The sequence below is a fragment of the Streptomonospora salina genome (assembly GCF_014204715.1).
In the GTDB taxonomy this organism is placed as follows: domain Bacteria; phylum Actinomycetota; class Actinomycetes; order Streptosporangiales; family Streptosporangiaceae; genus Streptomonospora; species Streptomonospora salina.
On sequence record NZ_JACHLY010000002.1, the window covers coordinates 416680 to 438262 of the forward strand.

A 21583-nucleotide genomic window follows, 5' to 3' on the forward strand; every position below is an offset into this window, starting at 1 on the left:
GAGCGCACGCGGGGTTGTACGGTCAGCCTCCCCGGGCGTGCGCGCGGCGGCTGCGGCGCGACATCGCGTCCAGGGTGACCGCGATCAGCAGCACCAGGGCGGTGATCATGAACCGCACCGGAGTGCCCATCTGCAGCAGGTACAGGCCCGAGGTGATCGCGCCCAGCACCAGACCGCCCAGCAGGGCGGAGTACGCGTTGCCGCGTCCGCCGAAGAGGCTGGTGCCGCCGATGACCGCTGCGGCGATGCCCATCATCAGTTCCTCGCCGGCCGCCGTGTCCAGGCTGGCCGAGAAGGAGCGCGAGACCAGGATGATGCCGCCCATCGCCGACAGCATCGAGGCCAGGGCGAACACCGAGATGCGCACCCGGTCGACGTTGATGCCGGCGCGGCGGGCCGCCTCGGCTCCGCCGCCGACGGCGAAGACCATGCGCCCGTAACGGGTCTTGCGCAGCATCAGGTCGAAGGCCACCACGAATCCGACGAAGATGATCAGCGCCAGCGGCAGCCCCTTGTACTGGTTGAGGATGTAGACGGAACCGAAGACCGGAATCGCCAGCGCGATGCTGCGCACCGCGATCTCCAGCGTCGACATCGATCCGAGTCCCGCGGACGCGCGGCGGCGCTCGCCGTAGAAGGTGAGCACGACGAACACGCCGACCACCGCTGCGGCGATCCCCCAGCCGAAGGCGGGCACGAAGAACGTGTGCGTCAGCGCGGCGATGGGGCCGTTGTCGCTGATGTTGATCGTGCCGTCGTTGCCCAGCAGCTGCAGTTGCACGCCCTGCCAGCCCAACAGGCCGGCCAGGGTGACGACGAACGCCGGTACCCCGACTTTGGCGAAGAGCGTGCCGTGCACGATGCCGATGACCAGACCGGTGGCCGCTGCGGCCACGATCGCCGCCCATTCGGGAATGCCGACCCGGACCGCGAGCACGGCGAGAACGGCCGCCGAGGCGCCGGCCACCGACCCGATGGACAGGTCGATCTCGCCGAGCAGCAGGACCATGATGACGCCGGTGGTCATCAGGCCCACACCGGCCACCTGCACGGTCAGGTTGGACAGGTTCTGCGGCGAGAGGAACCGTTCGTGCAGCAGCTGGAAGGTGATGCAGATGGCGATGAGGCCGACGATGACCGGCATCGCGCCCAGTTCGCCGCCGCGGATGCGCCGCTTGAGTGCGGCGAGCAGGCTCGCGGGGCTGGTGCGGGTGACCATCAGCCGCGGATCCCGGTCGAAGGCGGTCGCCCCGGTGCTCTCCTCAGAGCTGGAGACGGGTGTCTGCTGTGCCATCAGGCTTCCTCCGTCCGGGTCACCGAGGCGCGGCGCGAGACCGGGTTGTCGGAGGCGCCGGTGATAGCCGCCACGATCTCCTCGTAGCTGGTCTCTTCGACGCCGAAGTCGCCGGCGTTGCGGCCCAGGCGCAGGACTGCCGCCCGGTCGGCGACGGCGCGGACGTCGGCCATGTTGTGGCTGACGAGGATGACGCCGAGGCCGCGGTCGCGCAGCCGCTCCAGCAGGTCGAGCACCTGTGCGGTCTGGGCCACGCCCAGGGCCGCGGTGGGCTCGTCCAGCAGGACGACCTTCGGCTCGCCCAGCAGCGCGCGGGCGATCGCGATGATCTGGCGCTGGCCGCCGGAGAGCGAGGCCACGGGGACCCGCAGGCTGGGGATCTTGACCGAGAGGGAATCGAGCAGCTCCGTGGCCCGCCGCTCCATTTCGACCTCGTCGAGCGCCCCGAACGCCGTCTTCTCGACGCCGAGGAAGAGGTTGGCGACGATGTCCAGGTTGTCGCACAGCGCGAGGTCCTGGTAGATCGTGGCGATCCCCAGGCGCTGGGCGTCGGCGGGCCGCTGGATGTCGACCCGCTCGCCCTCCCAGAGGATGTCCCCGCTGTCACCGGAGTTCACGCCGGCGATGACTTTGACGAGGGTGGATTTGCCTGCGCCGTTGTCGCCCAGCAGGGCGACGACCTCGCCGGGGTCGACCGCGAGGTCGACCTGGTTGAGCGCCTGTACGGCGCCGAAGCTCTTGGATATCCCGGACAGTTCCAGGACTGGTCTACTCAATATCCTGTCCTTTAGGCTGCGCCCACGACGGGAGTCGCGTGTCTGGTGTGGTCCCGTGCGCGGACGGGCGCCGGTTAGCGGACCGACGCCCGTCCTATACGTCTGCCGTTCGCGCTCCTACTGCAGGTCCTGGCAGAAGTCGGTGTCGGCGTAGCGGTCGGTGCAGATCTCCTCGACGGTGTAGAAGCCGTCGGAGATCACGGTGTCCTCGACGTCGTCGACGGTCACCGGGATCGGATCGATCAGGACCGACTTGATCTCGTTGCCGTTGCCGTCCTCCACCTCGGTCGTGCCGTATTCGCCGTTGCCCTCGTACTCTTCGCCGGTGGCAGCAGCGACCGCCATCTCGGCGGCGACCTCGGCCTCGGGCCGGATGGCCTTGTAGACGGTCATGTACTGCTCGCCGGAGATGACGCGCTGGATGCCGGCGATCTCGGCGTCCTGACCGGTGATGGGCGGCAGGTCATCGACGCCCGCGCCCTTCAGCGCGGCGACGATGCCGGCGGCCATGCCGTCGTTGGCGGAGTAGACGCCGTCGATCTCGTCGGCGCCGACCGCGGTGATGGCCTGCTCCATCTCGACCTGGGCCTCATCGGGATTCCACTCGGGAGTGTCGTACTCCTTGGCGATCTCGACCTGGCCGTCCAGGACGTCGTGCGCGCCCTGCTTGAACTTGGCGGCGTTGGGGTCGGTCGGCGAGCCGTTGATCATCACGATCTGGCTGTCCTCGCCGCCGCCGTTCTGGTCCAGAGCCTGCAGCAGCGACTGGCCCTGCACCTCGCCCACGCGCCGGTTGTCGAAGGAGACGTAGTAGTCGACTCCGCCCTCGGCCAGGCGGTCGTAGGCGACGACCGGCACGTCCTGGCTCTGGGCGTTCTGGACGATGCCGGAGGCGGACTCGGCGTCGACAGCGTCCAGCACCAGCACGTCCACGCCCGAGGTCAGCAGCGACTCGGCCTGGTCCTGCTGTTTGGAGGTCTCCTGGTCTGCGTTCTGGTAGAGCAGTTCGCAGTTCTCGCAGAGCTCGTTGAGCCCTTCTTCGAAGTAGGGCTTGTCGAACTCTTCGTACCGCGCCGTCTGCGTCTCCGGCAGCAGCAGTCCGACCTTGAAGCCCTCCTCGACGCTGGCGTCGCCGCCGCCGTCGCCGCTCGACGCGCCGTCGGTAGTGGCGCCGCATCCGGCTGCGAGCAGCGACAGCGCCGCCGCCGCCCCGACCGCGGCGCGGAACATGGATCCGCTTCGCTTATTCAACGGGTTGACCTCCTCTTGCGGCCCCCGAGCACGTTGCCTGGGGGAAGTCCGACACGGGTCTGTGCGTCGGATCACTCGGTGGACCAATGCCGTGAAGTCAAGCTGGTTCACTCGTTGACGTCAAGCCTTGAACACATAACCGAAATGTCACGAGGACTTCATTCAACCGGTGAAACCGAAATATTCGCAGGTCACAGGAGTTACACCGATTGCCGTACCCCCGGGGAAACGCACCGGGATTTTACCCGCGCGGAACACGTTCGACCTGGTCACCGCCCCGTTACGGGATCAGGCCGGCGCCTCCTCGGCCGCTGCGGTCGCCGCCAGCACCAGCGCTCCGCGCAGCGCCGCGTCGTCGTCCAGGCTTCCCCGCACGATCCGCATCCGGGCCAGGGCACTGCCCAGGGTTCCCAGTTCCAGGGTGCGGCGCACCGGCTCCAGCAGCGCCTCGCCCGCCTCGACCAGGTCTCCGCCCAGCACCACCAGCTCGGGGTTGAACGTGTTGGCAAGAACGCCCAGTCCCCGGCCCAGGGCGGCACCGGCCTCGGCGACCACCCGGCGCGAGCCCGGATCGCCCTCATCGGCCGCCGCCACCAGCTCCGCGACGCTCGCCGGCGGCTGCTGGCCCTGCTGGGGCACCATGCCCAGCAGGTAGGGAGCACCCAGCACGGTCTCCAGGCACCCGCGGTTGCCGCAGCGGCACACCTGGCCGCGCTCGTCCAGGCCGATGTGGCCGATCTCGCCGGCCGTGCCTCCCGCACCGCGGAACAGGTCGCCGCCGACGACGATGCCGGCGCCCACGCCTTCCTTGATGCGGACGTAGATGACGTGCTCGCTCCCGGCAGCGGCACCGCCGCGCATCTCGGCGAGCGCGCACAGGTTCGCGTCGTTCTCGGCCTGCACCGGAACGCGCAGCCGCGCCGACAGCGCCGCAGCCGGCCGGTACCCGGCCCACCGCGGCATGCACGTGATGGCTCCGATCTCGCCGGTGTCCAGGTCGACCGGGCCGGGCACCGACGCGGTGACCGCGGCGATGGTGGCGTGGTCGACCCTCAGGCGCGTCAACAGGGTCTCCACCAGCCACACCGCCCTGCGGACGGCGCGGTCGGGGTCGGCGGTGACGTCGTAGGCGATGCTCTCGCGCGCCAGGACCGCCCCCTCGCTGTCGCCCAGGGCGGCGGTGAGCCGGTCCAGCGCGAAGTCGAGCGCTACGACCGCGCCGGGGGGACGGATCAGCGTGACCGCGCGGGCCCGCCGTCCGTTGGAGGAGGTTTCGCGGACCGAGACCGTACCCGCCGCACGCAGGTTGCGTACGATGTTGGAGACACTGGCCGGTGAGAGCCCGGTGTAACGGGCCAGTCCGGCTTGGGTCAGCGTCCCTCCGCTGCGCAGCGCATCGACCACGCGCTGCTGGTTGGCCCGCCGCAGCCCTGCCTGGGATCCGGGGGTCGCCTCGGCGTCGGTCACGGGGTCCCTCTCCTCTGCGTGAAGGCGGGCGCTGCTGGTGAACTGGAGCTTACAAGACGTGAATTCAATGCGGGAGCCCGGGTCCGGCCGCCGTTCTCCGACGCCTCCCGTGCTCAGCGCCGAGGATCCCGGCTGGAGCCGGCGCGCGGCCCGAGCGCTGCGGAACTCCCCCGCCCGGGCGGGGCGGTGCCGCGTGCTCGCGGTCGAAGGCCGCTCAGGAGCGGGAAAGTCCGTGCTCGCCGGGCGCATCGCCGCAGAGGCCGGCTGCCCGCTGCTGCATATGGACGACCTCTACCCCGGCTGGGAAGGCCTGGAGGCCGCGGTGCCCCTCGTCCGCGCATGGATCCTGGAGCCCGTGGCGCACGGCGGAAACCCGCACTGGCAGCGCTACGACTGGGAGCGCGGCACTCCCGGCGAATGGCAGTACACACCCGTACAGGACCTGCTGGTGATCGAAGGCTGCGGCTCCGGCGCCCGGCGACTGCGCCCGTTCCTGTCCCTGCTGGCGTGGGTCGGCGCCCCGGACGCTGTTCGGGCGGCGCGGCTGGACGCACGCGAGGACGCCGCCGACTACGCCCCGTACCGGCATCTGTGGGCGCGCCAAGAGGAGGACTTCTACACCGGCCACCGCGTGGCCGAACACGCCGGCCTGATCATCGACAATCCGTGAATCCGGCGCCCGTCGCCGCCGGGCCGCCGCCGGTGCGACGAGCACGCCGGCGGCGACGGGCGGGGCCCGCGGGCGGCACCGCAGGCCCCGCATCCGGTCCTACCGGTCGTCCATCTCCTCCTCGCCGTCCATCTCGTCTCCCTCGTCCATGCCGTCCCCGGACTCCCCGTCCATGGACGCGTCTTCGCCGTCCTCCATCTGCTCGTCGCCGCCCTCGTCCATGCCGTCCCCGGACTCCCCGTCCATGGACGGGTCCTCGCCGTCCTCCATCTGCTCGTCGCCGCCCTCGTCTTCCATGTCCTCGTCGCCGGACTCGCCCTGCTGCTCGGCGCCGTCCTGCTCGGTGGTGACTTCGTCGCCGCTTCCGCCTTCGCCGTCGTTGCAGGCGGCCAGCGAGAACACGGCGGCCAGGCCGAGGGCTCCGACGGCTACCAGGCGGCGCAGGGTGCTCAGCGATGCGGTGGGCATGGGTGTCTCCTCGCGTTCGATACGTGTTCCTACGGTTGCGCTGTGCGCCCGCCGCCGGACGCGGCGGGCGCGGCCCGCGGGGCCGCTGCGGCCCCGCGGGGGCGGGTGGAGCGGCGCCGGCGCTGTGCCGACGCCGCTCAGGTGACCGTCACGGCCACGGTGTGGTGGCCGGTGGCCCCGTCGGGGGCCGGCTGCGCTTCCTCGGCGGTCTGCGTAGCGCCGGACTTGTCGGTCGCACGCACACTGACGGTGTGGTCGCCGGGTTCGGCGTCCCACTCCAGGACCCACTGGCGCCAGGTGTCGGCGGTGTCCTCGGCGGCCAGGCGCGCGGCCCGCCACGGGCCGTCGTCGATGCGCACCTCGACGCCGTCGACACCGACATGCTGGGCCCAGGCGACCCCCGCGATCGGCAGGGCGCCCGCGCTCACCTGCGCACCTTCGCGGGGGGTGTCGATGCGCGACTGCGTCTTGATCGGCGCCCGCTGGGACCAGCCGCGCGGTATCCAGTAGGCGTCGAAGGCGTCGAAGGTGGTGAGTTCCATGTCATCGACCCATTTGCACGCCGAGACGTAGCCGTAGAGGCCCGGAACCACCACCCGCGCCGGAAAGCCGTGCTCGGCGGGCAGCGGCGCACCGTTCATCCCCAGCGCCAGGAGCGCGTCGCGGCCGTCCATCAGCGCTTCTACAGGCGTCCCGATGGTCATGCCGTCGGTGGAGCGCGACACGAGCTGGTCGGCCGGGCCGCCCTCGCCGGGAGGGCGCACCCCCGCCTCGCGCAGCAGTGCGGCGATCGGTACGCCGATCCAGCGGGCGTTGCCGACGTAGGTACCGCCGACCCGGTTGGATACGCACGCCAGGGTGACGTCGCGCTCGGCCAGGTCGGAGCGCTCCACCAGGTCGGCGTAGGTGTATTCGACCTCGCGCGCTCCGCGCCCGTGGATGCGCAGGCGCCAGCGGGTGGCGTCGACGCGCGGCACCGACAGGGCGGTGTCGACCCGGTAGAAGTCGCCGTTGGGAGTGAAGAACGGGCTCAGCCCGTCCACGTCGAGTTCGGCCCCGTCGGGCAGCGGCGGCGCCGGGGAATCGGGGCGGGGCAGCCGGACCGCTTCCCGGCTCGCCTCTCCCCCCGCCCGCGAGGCGGCCCACCAGCGCCCGCCGGCACCGGCGCCGGCCGAGGCCAGGGCCGCGCCGCCCGCCAGGAGCGCGAACCTGCGGCGGTCGAAAGCGGGGCCTCTCGGCGGCGCGCCCGCCGTGTCCGCAGCGGGCGCGGCACGCTCGGCGGCACCGGTGACCGTCGCGGCCTCCGGAGCCTCAGCGGCTTCAGGCGCCTCCGGAGCCTCAGCGGCTTCAGGCGCCTCCGAGGATTCCGCGGTCTCCGGAGGCCGGGCGGGCTCGGCCGCCGGCGCGGCGGACGCTCCGGCGGCCTCCTGCCCGGAGGCGAGGGCGTCGGCCGCCCGCACCGGTGCGGTGCGCACCAGCACGCGCAGCAGGACCAGTGCCACAGCACCGCCCGCCGCCGACGGCAGGGCATACAGCGCGTCGGCTTCGGGCCGGGTGAGCGCGGCGGCCAGCGAGACCGCGGCCAGTGCCGCGATGCCGGCGTCTCCGATCAGCGGCCGCCGCAGGGCGCCGACGCCGGTCGCCGCCGCCAGCAGCGCCAGCAGCACCGCCGTTCCGGCGACCAGCAGCGGCCGGTCGGCCTCGCCTACCGCCGAGATCGCGAACTCCCGCAGCTCCTGCGGCGTGAGGTCGATGACCGCCTGCCCGACCGCGATCAGCGGGGTGGCGTCGGGCCGGAGGAACGCCGCGGCGACCTCGGCCGTGCCCAGGGCGGCGCCGGCGGCGACGAGCCCGCACAGCGCGCCGACACGCGGGCGGGGGCGCTGCACCGGCTGCGCGGCCGACGGTTCCGTCGGCGGAGTGGTTTCATGATCAGACACGCCCCTGCTTCGGATCCGCATCCGGCATGGAGACCCCGGCTTCGATAACGGAAATATAACACTCGTGGTGCGGGTGGGGCGGCGCGGTCGCCGCGGCCGGACCGGCTCCGAACGCAGACTGGAATGGATACGACGAACGGTGTCGGAGCCGAGGACGGTGGCACGAGTGGAACACGCGATACCGGCGCAGCCGCCGGACCGCAAGCAGTCGGCCGGCAGCGCGGCGGGCGGCACCGGCGGTCCCGACGACGAGCGCCGACTGGTCGCTCTGCTGCAGCGCACCGCCCTGGGTGAACTCGACGCGTTCGAAGAGGTCTACCGCGAGCTGGCGGGCCCGGTGTTCGGTCTCGCCCGCCGTGTCCTGCTGGACCGGGCCCAGGCCGAGGAGGTGACCCAGGAGGTGTTCACCGAGCTGTGGCGCCTGGCCGCACGCTTCGACCCCGGCCGGGGCGGCATACGCGCCTGGGTGCTCACTCTGGCCCACCGCCGCGCCGTGGACCGGGTCCGCGCGGAGCAGTCGGCGGCCACCCGCATGGAGGCCGCCGGCCGCATGGCGCCGGAGTCGTCCCCGCCCGAGGACGTCGCCGAGCAGGTGGAGCACCGGTTGGAGCGGGAGAAGGTGCGCCGCTGCCTGCACCGGCTGACCGAGGTGCAGAACGAGGCGGTGCGGCTGACCTACTACACCGGCTACACCCAGCGCGAAACCGCCGAGCTGCTGGGGGTGCCGCTGACCACGGTGAAGGGCCGTCTGCGCGACGGGCTGATCCGGCTGCGCGACTGCCTGGGGGTGATGGTGTGAGTGCCCGGGAGCACGATGTGCACGGACTGACAGCCGCCTATGCGGTCGACGCGTTGAGCGGCGCGGAGCGTGAACGCGCGCGGCGCCACGTCGACGAGTGCGCCGACTGCCGACGCGACCTGGGCGAATTCCGCGCCACGACGGTACGGCTGGCCTACGCGCAGGCCGAGCGCCCGCCCGAGGCGGTCTGGGAGCGGCTGCGCGCGGCGGTGTCCGACGTACGCCCCCTGCCGCCGGACACGTCCGACTCCCGGCCGGAGGCCGAGAGCGGCGACGGCGGACGCGGCTCCGACCCGGGCGGCGGCGCCGACGGCGGCGCCCGGGTCCTCGACACGGCCTCCCGCCGGCGCGGCGGTCGGCTCCCGTGGCTGCTGGCCGCGGCCTGCGCTGTGCTCGCCGTGGTGCTGGGCGCGACGATCGTGTCCATGCAGCAGCGCATGGCGGAGATGAGCGAGCACACGGCCGAGGTGGAGGCGCTGCTGGCCTCGTCCGACACCAGCATGGCCGAACAGCCGGTCAGCCACAGCCGGGCGCAGGCGACCGTGTTCACCTCCGACCGCAACGACACGGTGATGATCATGGTCAAGGGCCTTCCGGTGCCGCCGGAGGACATGGACTACCAGATGTGGTACGTCGACGACTCGGGGATGCGCTCGGCCGGGATGCTGGAGCGCTCCGGGGCGGGCATGTACTCGGGGATGGCCGGGGACATGGGATCCGCCCGGCAGCTGGGAATCAGCCTGGAACCGGCGGGCGGCATGCCCGAGCCGAGTGAAGAACCGATGAAGGTCGAGCTCTAGGCACGGGTTCCGCAGGGGCGCGGGGCGGCGGGGTGCCGCGGACGCCGGACAGCGGGAGTCTCTACACTCGCTCCGGAGGTCGCAGCGCACCGCCGCCGCCTCCCACGAGCGCCGGAGCACGGCCCCGGCTCCCCTCCCCCGACCGAAGGAAGACCCCCATGCCTTCGACACCAGGACCGCGCGTCACGCGCACCGCCGGCGCCTGCTCCGTTGCGGCCGCCGCCGTACTGGCGGGCTGCGCCGTGAATCCCTTCGCCGTCCCGTCGGACAGTGTCTACCGCCTCGACGTCGGCACCTGCCTGGACGGCGACGCGGGCAGCGGCGGGATCGCCGACTTCACTCCCACCGCCTGCGACCGGCCCCACCACGGCGAGATCTACGCCCGCATCGCGATACCGGACGGCGACCAGCTGAGCGAGGACGAACTGGGCGCCACGGCCGACACGGAGTGCGGCTACGAGTTCGAGCACTACGTCGGCACCGGACTCCCCCAGTCCGAATTCGAGATGGCCACGGCTCTCGACGGCCGCGAGGCCACCTGCATCGCCGTCGACCCCACCGGGGCGACCACCGGAAGCGTCGCCGGCACCCGACGCTGAGGACACGGCGGCGGGCGCCCGGTCACGGGTCCGCCCCCGCAGGGGCGCCCGGGCGGCCGGCGAGCAGACCCCGCGGCCCGGTCGCGGGGCCGGTGCCGGATACCGCCGGGGCCGCCGCCCGTATGTGACGGACGGCGGCCCCGGGATGTCCTCATGCGGCCGGGCGGCCGCGGGCGGAACGCGCCCTTACTCGTCGATGAGCTGGCGCAGCACGTACTGCAGGATGCCGCCGTTGCGGTAGTAGCCGGCCTCGCCGGGGGTGTCGATACGCACGTCGGCGTCGAACTCGACCCCGGTGTCGGTGGCGACCTTGACGGTGGACGGCACGCCGCCCTCGTTCATCTCGGTGATACCGGTGATGGAGTAGGTCTCCTCGCCGGTCAGCCCGAGCGAGTCGGCCGACCGGCCCGCGGGGAACTGCAGCGGCAGCACGCCCATGCCGATCAGGTTGGAGCGGTGGATGCGCTCGTAGGACTCGGCGATGACCACCTGCACGCCCAGCAGGCGGGTGCCCTTGGCCGCCCAGTCGCGCGAGGAGCCCGATCCGTACTCCTTGCCGCCCAGCACCACCAGCGGGGTGCCCTGGGCCGCGTAGTTCTGCGCCGCGTCGTAGATGTAGGTGACGGGCGCGTCGGCGGGGTCGGCGGCCTGGGTGAAGTCGCGGGTGTATCCGCCCTCGGTCCCCTGCGCGAGGTGGTTGCGCAGGCGGATGTTGGCGAAGGTCCCGCGGATCATCACCTCGTGGTTGCCGCGCCGGGAACCGTAGGAGTTGAAGTCCTTGCGGGCGACTCCGTGCTCCTTGAGGTACTGGCCCGCCGGGCTGTCGGGCTTGATGGCGCCGGCCGGCGAGATGTGGTCGGTGGTGACCGAGTCGCCGAGCTTGGCCAGGGCCCGGGCGCCGGAGATGTCGGAGACCGGCTCCGGGCTCGCGCCCATTCCCTCGAAGTACGGGGGCTTGCGCACGTAGGTGGAATCGTCGGCCCACTCGAAGGTGTCGCCGGTGGGCGTGGGCAGGGACTGCCACCGCTCGTCGCCGGCGAAAACGTCGGCGTAGGCGCTCTCGTACATGTCCGAGGCGATCGCGGAGGCCATGACCTCTTCGATCTCCTCGGGCGCGGGCCAGATGTCGGCCAGGTACACCGGCTCGCCGTCGACGCCGGTACCCAGCGGCTCGGTGGTCAGGTCCAGGTCCATGGTCCCGGCCAGGGCGTAGGCCACCACCAGCGGCGGGGAAGCCAGGTAGTTCATCTTGACGTCGGGGTTGATCCGGCCCTCGAAGTTGCGGTTGCCCGAGAGCACGGAGGTGACGGCGAGGTCGTTGTCCTGGACCGCCGCGGAGATCTCCTCGGGCAGCGGCCCGGAGTTGCCGATGCAGGTGGTGCAGCCGTAGCCGACCAGGTTGAACCCGAGCTTGTCCAGGTAGGGGGTCAGACCGGAGCGCTCGTAGTAGTCGGTGACGACCTTGGAACCGGGCGCCAGCGAGGTCTTGACCCACGGCTTGCTGGTCAGGCCCTTCTCCACCGCGTTCTTGGCCAGCAGGGCCGCGCCGAGCATGACCGAGGGGTTGGAGGTGTTGGTGCAGGAGGTGATCGCGGCGATCACCACGTCGCCGTGGTCGACCTCGGTCGTGGTGCCGTCGGCGAGCGTGACCGGAACCCGGTTGCTCGGGCGCTGGCCGTTGTCGGGCCGGGCCGGGGCGTCGGATGCGGGGAACGACTCGTCGGAGGCCTCGTCGACCGGGCTGATGACGTAGTTCTGCACGTCGTGGCGCCAGGTCGGCTTGGCCGAGGACAGCGCGACGCGGTCCTGGGGCCGCTTGGGGCCGGCGATCGACGGCACGACGTCGCCGAGGTCCAGCTCCAGGTACTCGGAGAAGACCGGCTCGCGCGCGGGGTCGTGCCAGAGGCCCTGCTCCTTGGCGTAGGCCTCGACCAGCCGGGTCTGCGACTCCGGACGCCCGGTCAGCTCCATGTACCGGATGGTCTCCTCGTCGACCGGGAACATCGCCGCGGTGGAGCCGAACTCCGGGCTCATGTTGCCGATCGTGGCGCGGTTGGCCAGCGGAACCGACGCCACACCGTCGCCGTAGAACTCCACGAACTTGCCGACGACGCCGTGCTCCCGCAGCATCTCGGTGACGGTGAGCACCAGGTCGGTGGCGGTCGTTCCGGGACGCAGGGATCCGGTCAGCTTGAATCCGACCACCCGGGGGATGAGCATGGAGATCGGCTGGCCGAGCATGGCGGCCTCGGCCTCGATGCCCCCGACGCCCCAGCCGAGGACGCCCAGCCCGTTCTGCATGGTCGTGTGGGAGTCGGTGCCCACACAGGTGTCGGGGTAGACCTGGCCGTTGCGGACCATGGCCGCCCGGGCCAGGTGTTCGATGTTGGCCTGGTGCACGATTCCGGTCCCGGGCGGGACGACCTTGAACTCGTCGAAGGCCGTCTGGCCCCAGCGCAGGAACTTGTAGCGCTCATGGTTGCGCTCGTACTCGATCTCGACGTTGCGCTCGAAGGCGTCGGGGCGGCCGAAGATGTCGACCACCACCGAGTGGTCGATGACCAGCTCGGCCGGCGCGAGCGGGTTGATCTTCGCGGGGTCGCCGCCGAGCTCGCCGACGGCCTCGCGCATGGTGGCCAGGTCGACCACGCACGGAACACCGGTGAAGTCCTGCATGATCACCCGCGCGGGGGTGAACTGGATCTCCTCGGTGGGCTGGGCCTGGGCGTCCCACTGGCCCAGGGCACGGATGTGCTCGGCGGTGACGTTCGAGCCGTCCTCGGTGCGCAGCAGGTTCTCCAGCAGCACCTTGAGGCTGTAGGGAAGCCGCTCGGAGCCTTCGACGGCGTCCAAGCGGAACATCTCATACGACTCTTCGCCAACGCGGAGCGTGTCACGGCTGCCGAAGCTGTTCGCGGACACGGTGTTTGCCTCCTGATCTCGCCACTTTCTCCCGGAATCCTGCCGTAACGCAGAAGCCGGGACATCACTGAGGCTGCCCTTATCGAGATGGCCGTGAGTGCGCTGCGGCACCACCCCGCGGCACGCCGGTTCCCCCGTTCTACCAGCGGTGTCCGAGCGGTCACCGGCGCCGCGCGCATTCCGGGGCCCGGCACGTGGCACGGCTGCGCGCGAGGGCGGCCGATGCGGCCCGTCCCGTCCTGTCGCCTCACTTTATCTCGATATCAAGCTATCCAAGACAGTATCTCGACATCAAGTTACCTTGTGGAAGGCCGGGCGCGGGACCGGCTGCGCGCCCCGAGGCGCCCCGGCGGGGAACGCCGGCCGGATGCGCCGCGTCCGAACCCGGCACGGACCCGGCCCGGACGGTGCGTACGGCACACCCGGGCCGCGGCGCACCCCGCCTCCTCCTCCGCCACCCGACGCGCCGACCTCTCAGAGCCCCCGCGATGCGCTCACTGCGCGACACACTCGTTTTTTCGTCCTCGGCGGAATCGCACTGACCGCCTGGGGGACCATCACGTCGCTCTCGCCCGGCGCCGGCGAGGCGGCGGACGCGGGCTCGCCCTACCGGACCATCCCGCTGGGGATCCTGACGCTCGCCGCCGGGATCGGGCCGAACGCCTCCGCGCGCGCCCGGCGCCGCCGGAACGCGGCGGCACCGGGCGCGCGGCGCGGTGGCGACCGGGCCCGCGGCCCCGAGGACACCGCTCCGCCGGCGCCCTGAGGGCCGGGACGGCCCGATCGCCCCCCGACTACTGGAGCTGGCGCGAGACCTGCGCCGCGATCAACTCCAGGTGGTCCAGATCGGACAGGTCGAGCACCTGGAGATACACGCGCTCGCAGCCGATCTCGTGGAACCGGCCGAGCTTCTCCACGACCTCGGCCGGGCTGCCCGCGAGCCCGTCGCGCCGCAGCTCGTCGGGATCGCGGCCGATCGCCGCCGCCCGGCGCTTGAACTCGGACTCGTCGCGCCCGCAGCAGACGACCTGCGCGGCGGAGTAGACCATCGGCGCACTGCGGCCGGCCGCGGCCACCGCAGCCTGCACCCGGCCGAACGCGGCCGCGGTGTCCTCGACCGCGGCGAACGGCACGTTGTACTCGTCGGCGTGGTCGGCCGCCAGCCGCGGCGTGCGGGTGGGGCCCGTGCCGCCGATGAGCACCGGCGGGCGCGGCTCCTGCTGCGGCTTGGGCAGCGCCGGCCCCTCGGCGAAGCGGTAGTGGCGCCCCTCGTAGCGGAACGTCTCGCCCACCGGCGTGGCCCACAGGCCGGTGATGACGTCCAACTGCTCCTCGTAGCGGTCGAACCGCTCCCGCGCGGAGGCGGGGAAGGGGATCCCGTAGGCGGTGTGCTCGTCCTCGTACCAGCCGGCGCCGAACCCGAACTCGACGCGGCCCCCGCTCATCGCGTCCACCTGGGCCACCGAGATGGCGAGGGGGCCGGGGTGGCGGAACGTCGCGGCGGTCATCAGCGTGCCCAGGCGCACGTGCGTGGTCTCCCGCGCCAGTCCGGCGAGAGTGACCCAGGAGTCGGTCGGCCCGGGCAGGCCGTCCACGCCTCCCATCTTCAGATAGTGGTCGGAACGGAAGAAGGCGTCGAACCCCAGGTCCTCGGTCGCCTTGGCCACCGCCAGCTGCGCGTCGTAGCTGGCGCCCTGCTGCGGTTCGGTGAAGATCCTCAAGCGCATGGCACCCATTGTCGTACCGCCGGGCGCCCAGACCGAACCGAAACGCACGGCCGTCCCCGGCGTGTGCGCCGGATGCGGCCCGACGGGCCCCTCAGTCGCGCCGCAGCACCGCGAGGCACTCCACGTGGTGGGTCATCGGGAAGGAGTCGAAAGCGCGCAGCTCGGTCAGCTCATAGCCCTCTTCGATGAACGCCGCCAGGTCGCGGGCCAGCGTCGCCGGATCGCAGGAGACGTAGGCCACCCGGCGATTGCGCAGTTCGGACAGCTGGCGCGCCACGACGGTGCCGGCGCCGGTGCGCGGCGGGTCCAGCACGGCGAAGTCCACGCGCATGTCCACCCACTCGCGCAGCTGCGCGTCGGTGTCGGCGTGGGCCACCCGCACCCAGGGCATGTCGCGCAGGTTGTACCGGGCGTCGCGGACCGACTCGGCGTCGTTCTCCACGCCCAGCATCCGCCCCTCGGGCCCCACAGCCTCGGCCAGTCCGGCGGCGAACAGGCCTGCGCCGCAGAAGAGGTCCAGCCCGGTCTCGCCGGGTTCGGGCGCCAGCGCTTCGACGACGGCTTCCGACAGCACCCGCGCCGCCGAGGAGTGCACCTGCCAGAACCCGCCGGCGCTGACCCGGAACTCGCGCTCGCCCACCTGCTCGCGGATGTGGCGGCGGCCGCGCACCTGCTGCACCCGGCCGTTGCTGAAACGGCGCAGCACCGCCGACGAGGCCTTGGGCTCGGGCAGCGCGGGCAGCTTGGCGCCGTCGGGATTGACCACCAGAGCGGTGTCGCGCGTGGTGGCGGAGGCGATCGCCTCCACGTCGCGCATCCGCGGCCACTCCAACTCGGTCACGCCGAGCTCGTCGACGCGCGGGTGGGCGATGCGGCAGCGGTCGATCGGCTCGATCTCGTGCGAGCGGTGTCGGCGCAGCCCCGCGCGGCCCTCGTCGTCGACGGCGTAACGCACACGGGTGCGCCAGCCCAGCCCGTCGGGGGCGCCGGGCATCTCCTCGACCTCCACCCGGCGGTCGATCTTGGCGATGCGGCGCAGCTGTTCGGAGACCACGTGGCCCTTGAGCCGGCGCTGGGCCTCCAGCGAGGCGTGCTGCCAGTCGCAGCCGCCGCACTTGCCGGGTCCGGCGAAGGGGCAGGGCGCCTCGACGCGGTCGGGCGACGCCTCCAGCACCTCGACGGCGTCGGCACGCAGGAACCGGGCGGTCTCCTCGGTCACCCGTACGCGCACCAGCTCGCCGGGCAGCGTGTGCCGGACGAAGACGACGCGCTCGCCGTCGCGTCCCACGCACCAGCCGCCGTGGGCGACCCCGTCCACGCGCAGCTCCAGCTCGGTGCCGACCAGGCCGGCGGCCGCTTCGCTCGCGGCGGTATCGGGATTTCGGGCAGGACTCAACGCAGACGACCTCCGGGAGACGGTGGGTGGTGGGTACGGGTTTCGCGCGGGTGACCCCCCACGCAGCGCCACCGCCCATCGCAGCCCACTGTAGCCGAGCGTGCGCACCCGACAGGCGCTGCGGGATACCCCGCTCCGGCCGCCGCGCCCGCTCCCGCACACGCCCATATGGGTATACCGTCGCCCAGGGGCGGGCGGCACCCGCGCCCGGCCCGTGCAGCGACGGCAGAAGCGAGTGAGCAGTGCACATCGTGATCTTGGGATGCGGGCGTGTGGGCTCCACGCTCGCCCACACGCTTGAGGACCGGGGCCACACGGTCGCCGTGATCGACCAGGCGCCCGAGGCGTTCCGCAGACTGCGTCCGGCCACCGCCAAGGCCGCCGTGGGCGGCGCGGGCCAGAACCGCGACGTGCTGGTGGCGGCCGGCATCGAGTCGGCCTCCGCCTTCGCCGCCGTGAGCAGCGGCGACAATTCCAACATCATCACCGCGCGGGTGGCGCGGGAGACCTTCGGGGTCGAGAACGTCGCGGCGCGCATCTACGATCCGCGGCGCGCCGCCGTCTACCAGCGCCTCGGCATCCCCACGGTCGGCACCGTGCACTGGACCGCCGACACCATCCTGCGTCGGCTGGTACCCGGTTCCCCGGGCCTGGACGTGGGTCCGCTGTGGCGCGACCCCTCCGGCAGCCTGGTGATGACCGAGGCTCCGCTGAGCGGCTCCTGGGTGGGCCGGCGCGTCGAGCAGATGGAGGGCGCCTTCCCGCTGCGTGTGGCCTACCTGGTGCGGGCCGGGCACGTGCTGCTGCCCCGGGGCGACGAGACGCTTCAGGCCGGCGACGTGCTGCACGTACTCACCCGTGCCGAGGACATCGACCGGATCCAGGCCCGCCTCGGCGAGGCGGGCGACGACAGGCAGGGAGGCTAGGATGCGCGTCGCCATCGCCGGAGCCGGCAGCGTCGGGCGCTCCATCGCGGCCGAGCTGAGCGGCAGCGGCCACGAAGTCCTGCTGATCGACCACGACTCCCGCGCCATCGGGGTGGACGAGCTGCCGCGGGCGGAGTGGCTGCTGGCCGACGCCTGCGAACTGTCGTCGCTGGAGGACGCACGGCTGGCCGGATTCGATTCCGTGGTCGCCGCCAGCGGCGACGACAAGGTCAACCTGGTGGTGTCGCTGCTGGCCAAAACCGAATTCGGAGTCGGCCGGGTCGTCGCCCGCATCAACGACCCGCACAACGAGTGGCTGTTCTCCGAATCCTGGGGCGTGGACGTGGCCGTCTCGCCGCCGCGGATGATGGCGGCGCTGGTCGAGGAGCCCGACGAGGAGGACGGGGGCGCCGATGCTGTCAACGCCCTCTCGCTGCCCCAGACCGACCTGTTGGAGTTCACGCTCCCCGAGGGCTCTCCGCACGGCGGACGCCGGGTGGGTGAGCTGGTGCCGAAGCTGCCGGAGGGCATCGTGCTGGTCGCCCTGGTACGCGAGGGCCGCGCCCGCGAACCGGATCCGGAAACCCCGCTGCAGGGCGGTGACGACCTGGTGTTCCTCAGCAGCGCCGCCTCGGTCGACGAACTCGGCGCGCTGCTGGCCGCCGAGGACTGACACAACCGGGGCCGGGGATCGGAGCGGCGCCGGCCTCCCGCGCTCCGGTGCGGCCCCGGGGGACCGCGACTCGCGGAAGAACGCGGCAACGGAACCGCCCGGCACGGACCGGAAGGTGCCTAGCTCCCCCGCGGTTCGACCGGGGCGTCGTCGGACTCGGCATCGGCGTCGGCCGCCGCCGCGAACGCGTCGTCGGAGTCGACCGGCGTGCGCCCGCGCGCCAGCAGCCACACCATGCCGGCGAACGCGGCCACCTGCAGCGGCCATCCCAGCGCGATCTTGGAGATGCCCAGCAGCGCGAAGGTGCTGGCCACGCCGTAACTCTCGGCCGCCCACAGCGGAAGCTGCACCGCCACGCGCACCACGCACGGCAGCACCAGCAGCCAGGTCAGCCGGGAGCTGAGAGTGACGACCGCGGGGTTGCGGCGCCAGGCGGTGACGTCGCCGGTGACCGCGCCGATCAGCAGCCCCATGGCCGGCCAGCGGAGGAGGACGGTCAGCGTGAGCACGACCGCGTAGACGGCGTTGTAGATGATGCCGGGCAGTGCGAAGTCTTCGGCTTCGCCGCTGCGCAGCGCGAAGACGGCGGCGATGGCCATCCCGAAGAGGCTGTTGACCACGAACTGCACCGAGGAGCGCTGGACCAGCCGCACGGCCCCCAGCGCGATCGCGAGTGCGAACCCGATCGCCAGCGACGTGCGCAGGTCCTCCAACGCGAGGTAGGAGAACGTGAAGCCCAGGGTGGGCACGGCGGTTTCGAGCATGCCGCGCTTTCCGCCCAGGGCTTTGGACAGCTGCTGGCGGACGACGGCCTCGACCGTCTGCTCCGAAACCTGCTCGCGCGCCGCCGGCGCCTCGTCGGAGTCGCCGGAGGCCTCGTCGGTCCGCCCACCGGCGGAATCGGCGGGCTCGGCGGCTCGCTCGTGGTCGGTCATACAGCTCCCGATCTGGGTCGGCTACGGCTTCCACCCTAGAACAACGCGCCGGCGGTATTCAGCGCTGCGCAGCGATACGTCCGCATCCGCCCCCTATGCCGTGCGGATACGCCGGAAAAGCGTCCGCCGCCCGTGTCGCCCGGGACCGCCCGGGCCGATGGCGGCGGCCGCCTCCGTGGTCGTGCGCGGAGGGCACGCGCCTCCGCGCTTGCCGACGACCACCGCGGCGAGCAGGAGGCAGCTCGCCAGGATCCGGGCCAGGCCGCGCAGCCGTGCGGCGACGTCGGCCACGGCGGTGCCGCCCCCGCCGTCGGCGTGGGCGCGCACCTGCGCGCTGCCGGCCACCGTGGAGCACGGCACGGAAAGCGCTCCCCATTCGACGGAAGGCTCAGATCAAGCGCCCGCCGATCTCGCGTCGACGCTCGCCGAATGCGTCGCCTCGACCACTCCGGGTGCCGAGGGCCCCCGGCGACGCGGGGAGCCGGGGCGTTAGCCTGGCCGCAGAGCCGGTCGGCGGTGTCCCGCCGACAGACGTCTTGGAGTGTGCGCGATGCCCGTATCCCTGCGCCCCGACCACCGCGACTTCGCTCTGCGGCTCGACTCCGCGCTGGAGCAGGCGGGGCTGCGGGAACGGGCGTGGTCACCGCTGTCGGTCGCCGGCGCGCTGGGGCTGGTGGCCACCGGCGCGCGCGGCACCACCCGCCGCGAACTCGAACAGCTGCTGGGCCGCGACATCCGCGGGCATCTCGCCGCGCTCGACGACGCCGTGTCCCCGGGGCCGGAACTCGCGGCCTCGACCGCCCTGTGGATCCGCGACGATCTCCCGCTGCTCGCGGAGTTCGACGCCGCCGTGCGCGCCCGGCCCGGCTCGGCGGTGCACACCGCCGACTTCGCCGGCGATCCCGAGCGCGTGCGCCGGCAGGCCAACGCCGAGGCCGCCGACGTCACCCGCGGCCTGATCGAGGAACCGCTGCTGCCCGGCGACGTAGCCACCTCCACCCAGGCACTGCTGCTCAACGCGCTGTGGGTGCGCATGCGCTGGTCCGAGCCCTTCGACACCGCGGCGACCGCGCCCAAACCCTTCCGCTCCCCCTCGGGCCGGCGACGGGTGCCCATGATGCGCAGCCGGGCGCGCCGCCCCTACGCAGCGGCGGCGGGCTGGCGCATGGCGACGCTGCCGGCGGTCCACGACCTCGCCATGGACGTGCTGCTGCCCGACCGCCCCGAACGGGGCACCGCTCCGACGCCCGACGCGCTGGCGGAGCTCTACGACCGCGCGGCCCCCGCCGACGTCGACCTCTCGATGCCGCGCTTCGAAGCACGCTCCCGCTCGGCGCTGTCGCAGCCCGTGGCCGCCGCGGGCGCCCCCACGGCCTTTACCGACCGAGCCGACCTCACCGGCGTCTCCCCGCGCCCGCTGCGCATCGACGAGGTCGTCCACGAGGCGGTGCTGCGCGCGGACGAGAAGGGCGCAGAAGGTGCGGCCGCCACGGCCGTGGTGATGCGCACGGTCGCCGCGGTCACCGGCAAGCCCGTCCGCTTCGCCGCGGACCGCCCGTTCGCCTTCGTGCTGCGCCGCCGGGCCGCGATGCTGTTCCTGGGGTCGGTCGCCGAGCCCCGCGACCCGGGACCGGCCCGGGAATGACGCCTCGCCGCCCGCCCGCCTACTCCGACAGCCGGTCGAAAGGCTCCGCATAGCGGAACGCGCCCCGGTGCCGGGGCCGCTCCCACGTACCCGCGGGTGCACACGACGTGGCCGGTCACCGCTCCCGATCCGCTGGAGCCGGCGGATTCCGCGCCCCCGTCCGAGGCCGCGGCGCCGACGGCCACCAGCGAGTACTCCGGCCGCCAGCCCGGGTCAGCACGCAGCCGCTCCAGCAGGACCGCCTCGACCGGTTCGGTGCCCGCCGGGGCGCCGGCGGGCACGTTCGCCGCGAAGGCGGCGGCGGTCACCGCGCGTACCGCGGCGGTCTCTCGTCTGATGAGCATCCGACCACGGTAGTGACGCGCTACCCGCCGCCGCACCCGGATTTCCGGCGGCGCGGCCGGCCCCGGTCCCGCCGGGCGCGGGGTTCTCGCCGGCCGCGCTCCCGAGTTCCCGGGGCAGCACGTCAGGAGGCGGACCGGCCGCCGGCCTCTCCGCCGTCGCCGGCCTGCCCGCCGCCGGCCGGGGCCTGCCCGTCGCTTTCGGCGCGGTTGCGCCGGGCCGCCGACTGGGCCATCTGCTGCTGGATCTCCTGGGGCACGACGATCGGCAGCATCTCGCGCGGCGGCATCGGGGTGTCGCCGCGGGCCACCACGATCTGCTGGAACAGCTCTTCGACCTCGGCCATCGCTTCGGCCTTGGACGCCCCCTCGCCGCGGATCACCCCGTGCAGTACCCAGCGCGGCCCGTCCACGCCGATGAAGCGCACACGTTCGCCCATCTGGCGGCCCTCGTCGTCCTTCTTGCCCGTGACCGGAACGACCGCGCGCAGCTCGGGACCGAAGGTGCCCTCGAAGTCCTCGACCTTGCCGCCTTGCGACGTCACCTGCGAACGCAGTTCCGCACACATCTCCTCCCAGACCCCGCTGGACTTGGGCGCGGCGAAGGGCTGCACCTGCAGCGCCGACCCCTGCGTACGCAGGGTCACGCCGATGATGCGGTTCTGCTGCTGGGCGACGTTGACCTGGACCTCGATGCCCGACCCTACGGGGATACGCACCGACCCGAGGTCCATGCGCTGGGCATCGGGAACCTGCTCCGTGAAATCCCAGGGGCCGTTCGCCCGGTGGCGGTCGGCGTCCTTCTCCGGGTCCGGCGGGTCCTCGGGCCGACCGGCGAAGTCGACCTCGGAGCCGCCCGCGCCGGGGGTCTCGGCGGTGTCGTCGGCGCCCTGGCCGTCCTTCTTCTTGCGTCGGCGTCCGAACACGCCTTACACCTCTCCCGCTTGGTCGTCC

The 21583-nt window shown here is 72.7% G+C and carries 19 protein-coding genes; 7 read left to right on the top strand and 12 right to left on the bottom strand.

All coding sequences use genetic code 11. The annotated features are described in order from the left end of the window. Positions 1–22: 22 nt before the first annotated feature. From HNR25_RS24720 to HNR25_RS24735, 4 genes are all read right to left on the bottom strand, one after another. Positions 23–1294, bottom strand: coding sequence for a sugar ABC transporter permease (locus HNR25_RS24720; protein WP_184640383.1), 1272 nt, complete (start codon positions 1292–1294; stop codon positions 23–25). Beyond that, entirely contained in the window at positions 1294–2070 is a 777-nt protein-coding gene (locus HNR25_RS24725; RefSeq protein ID WP_184640385.1) for an ATP-binding cassette domain-containing protein, read from the bottom strand. Before HNR25_RS24725 ends, HNR25_RS24720 begins: the two co-directional genes overlap by 1 nt. 117 nt (positions 2071–2187) lie before the next feature. Next, positions 2188–3300 (bottom strand): sugar ABC transporter substrate-binding protein, encoded by a 1113-nt coding sequence (locus tag HNR25_RS24730; protein ID WP_184640614.1) that lies wholly within the window; start codon positions 3298–3300, stop codon positions 2188–2190. 309 nt (positions 3301–3609) lie between these two features. Continuing rightward, a complete protein-coding gene (locus HNR25_RS24735; protein WP_184640388.1) occupies positions 3610–4788 on the bottom strand; it encodes an ROK family transcriptional regulator in 1179 nt (392 codons plus the stop codon). A 193-nt stretch (positions 4789–4981) separates the two neighbouring features. On the opposite strand from HNR25_RS24735, the gene HNR25_RS27245 reads away from it, so the two are divergent. Next, positions 4982–5458 carry a nucleoside/nucleotide kinase family protein gene (locus HNR25_RS27245; RefSeq protein ID WP_312862781.1) on the top strand — a complete coding sequence of 159 codons (477 nt, stop codon included), beginning with the start codon at positions 4982–4984 and terminating at the stop codon, positions 5456–5458. Between the two features lie 99 nt (positions 5459–5557). On the opposite strand, the gene HNR25_RS24745 is transcribed toward HNR25_RS27245, so the two are convergent. Beyond that, on the bottom strand, positions 5558–5926 hold the full coding sequence (locus HNR25_RS24745) for a hypothetical protein (RefSeq protein WP_184640390.1): 369 nt from the start codon (positions 5924–5926) through the stop codon (positions 5558–5560). 137 nt (positions 5927–6063) lie between these two features. Continuing rightward, the gene (locus tag HNR25_RS24750) at positions 6064–7866 is read right to left on the bottom strand and encodes a molybdopterin-dependent oxidoreductase (RefSeq protein ID WP_312862782.1); all 1803 of its coding nucleotides are present in this window, start codon (positions 7864–7866) and stop codon (positions 6064–6066) included. Between the two features lie 166 nt (positions 7867–8032). Between HNR25_RS24750 and sigK the strand changes: the two genes are divergently transcribed. The 3 genes from sigK to HNR25_RS24765 all read left to right on the top strand — a co-directional run bounded on the left by sigK (position 8033) and on the right by HNR25_RS24765 (position 10064). Continuing rightward, entirely contained in the window at positions 8033–8665 is a 633-nt protein-coding gene (sigK, locus tag HNR25_RS24755; RefSeq protein ID WP_312862783.1) for an ECF RNA polymerase sigma factor SigK, read from the top strand. Further along, complete coding sequence (locus HNR25_RS24760) at positions 8662–9465, top strand: anti-sigma factor (protein WP_184640394.1); 804 nt, start codon at positions 8662–8664, stop codon at positions 9463–9465. The genes sigK and HNR25_RS24760 overlap by 4 nt, the downstream gene beginning before the upstream one ends. Before the next feature lie 158 nt (positions 9466–9623). Continuing rightward, positions 9624–10064, top strand: coding sequence for a hypothetical protein (locus HNR25_RS24765; protein WP_184640396.1), 441 nt, complete (start codon positions 9624–9626; stop codon positions 10062–10064). Positions 10065–10250: 186 nt separating this feature from the next. Here HNR25_RS24765 and acnA read toward each other — a convergent pair whose 3' ends face one another. From acnA to HNR25_RS24780, 3 genes are all read right to left on the bottom strand, one after another. After that, a complete protein-coding gene (acnA, locus tag HNR25_RS24770) occupies positions 10251–12986 on the bottom strand; it encodes an aconitate hydratase AcnA (protein WP_184640397.1) in 2736 nt (911 codons plus the stop codon). Positions 12987–13780: 794 nt separating this feature from the next. Further along, positions 13781–14713: an LLM class F420-dependent oxidoreductase gene (locus HNR25_RS24775; RefSeq protein ID WP_184640399.1), complete on the bottom strand. Its 933-nt coding sequence runs from the start codon at positions 14711–14713 to the stop codon at positions 13781–13783. Positions 14714–14804: 91 nt separating this feature from the next. After that, complete coding sequence (locus HNR25_RS24780) at positions 14805–16109, bottom strand: class I SAM-dependent RNA methyltransferase (protein ID WP_246464756.1); 1305 nt, start codon at positions 16107–16109, stop codon at positions 14805–14807. 242 nt (positions 16110–16351) lie between these two features. Between HNR25_RS24780 and HNR25_RS24785 the strand changes: the two genes are divergently transcribed. Both HNR25_RS24785 and HNR25_RS24790 read left to right on the top strand, forming a co-directional pair. Further along, positions 16352–17035 (top strand): potassium channel family protein, encoded by a 684-nt coding sequence (locus tag HNR25_RS24785; RefSeq protein WP_184640403.1) that lies wholly within the window; start codon positions 16352–16354, stop codon positions 17033–17035. A gap of 1 nt (position 17036) precedes the next feature. Next, complete coding sequence (locus HNR25_RS24790; RefSeq protein WP_184640405.1) at positions 17037–17708, top strand: potassium channel family protein; 672 nt, start codon at positions 17037–17039, stop codon at positions 17706–17708. A 119-nt stretch (positions 17709–17827) separates the two neighbouring features. On the opposite strand, the gene HNR25_RS24795 is transcribed toward HNR25_RS24790, so the two are convergent. Both HNR25_RS24795 and HNR25_RS24800 read right to left on the bottom strand, forming a co-directional pair. Then, the gene (locus HNR25_RS24795; protein ID WP_184640407.1) at positions 17828–18643 is read right to left on the bottom strand and encodes a DUF3159 domain-containing protein; all 816 of its coding nucleotides are present in this window, start codon (positions 18641–18643) and stop codon (positions 17828–17830) included. Positions 18644–18736: 93 nt separating this feature from the next. Beyond that, entirely contained in the window at positions 18737–19003 is a 267-nt protein-coding gene (locus HNR25_RS24800; protein ID WP_184640409.1) for a hypothetical protein, read from the bottom strand. 190 nt (positions 19004–19193) lie between these two features. Here HNR25_RS24800 and HNR25_RS24805 point away from each other — a divergent pair, with 190 nt between their 5' ends. After that, the gene (locus tag HNR25_RS24805) at positions 19194–20288 is read left to right on the top strand and encodes a serpin family protein (RefSeq protein ID WP_184640411.1); all 1095 of its coding nucleotides are present in this window, start codon (positions 19194–19196) and stop codon (positions 20286–20288) included. A 466-nt stretch (positions 20289–20754) separates the two neighbouring features. Here HNR25_RS24805 and HNR25_RS24810 read toward each other — a convergent pair whose 3' ends face one another. Further along, on the bottom strand, positions 20755–21555 hold the full coding sequence (locus HNR25_RS24810; RefSeq protein ID WP_184640413.1) for a DUF3710 domain-containing protein: 801 nt from the start codon (positions 21553–21555) through the stop codon (positions 20755–20757). Positions 21556–21583 lie beyond the last annotated feature (28 nt).

What these genes read in the sequence shown, in the direction of transcription:
- HNR25_RS24720 (WP_184640383.1), bottom strand. Translation starts at nt 1,294, where the DNA reads ATGGCACAGCAGACACCCGTCTCCAGCTCTGAGGAGAGCACCGGGGCG.
- HNR25_RS24730 (WP_184640614.1), bottom strand. Translation starts at nt 3,300, where the DNA reads ATGTTCCGCGCCGCGGTCGGGGCGGCGGCGGCGCTGTCGCTGCTCGCA.
- HNR25_RS24745 (WP_184640390.1), bottom strand. Translation starts at nt 5,926, where the DNA reads ATGCCCACCGCATCGCTGAGCACCCTGCGCCGCCTGGTAGCCGTCGGA.
- HNR25_RS24765 (WP_184640396.1), top strand. Translation starts at nt 9,624, where the DNA reads ATGCCTTCGACACCAGGACCGCGCGTCACGCGCACCGCCGGCGCCTGC.
- HNR25_RS24775 (WP_184640399.1), bottom strand. Translation starts at nt 14,713, where the DNA reads ATGCGCTTGAGGATCTTCACCGAACCGCAGCAGGGCGCCAGCTACGAC.
- HNR25_RS24790 (WP_184640405.1), top strand. Translation starts at nt 17,037, where the DNA reads ATGCGCGTCGCCATCGCCGGAGCCGGCAGCGTCGGGCGCTCCATCGCG.
- HNR25_RS24795 (WP_184640407.1), bottom strand. Translation starts at nt 18,643, where the DNA reads ATGACCGACCACGAGCGAGCCGCCGAGCCCGCCGATTCCGCCGGTGGG.
- HNR25_RS24805 (WP_184640411.1), top strand. Translation starts at nt 19,194, where the DNA reads ATGCCCGTATCCCTGCGCCCCGACCACCGCGACTTCGCTCTGCGGCTC.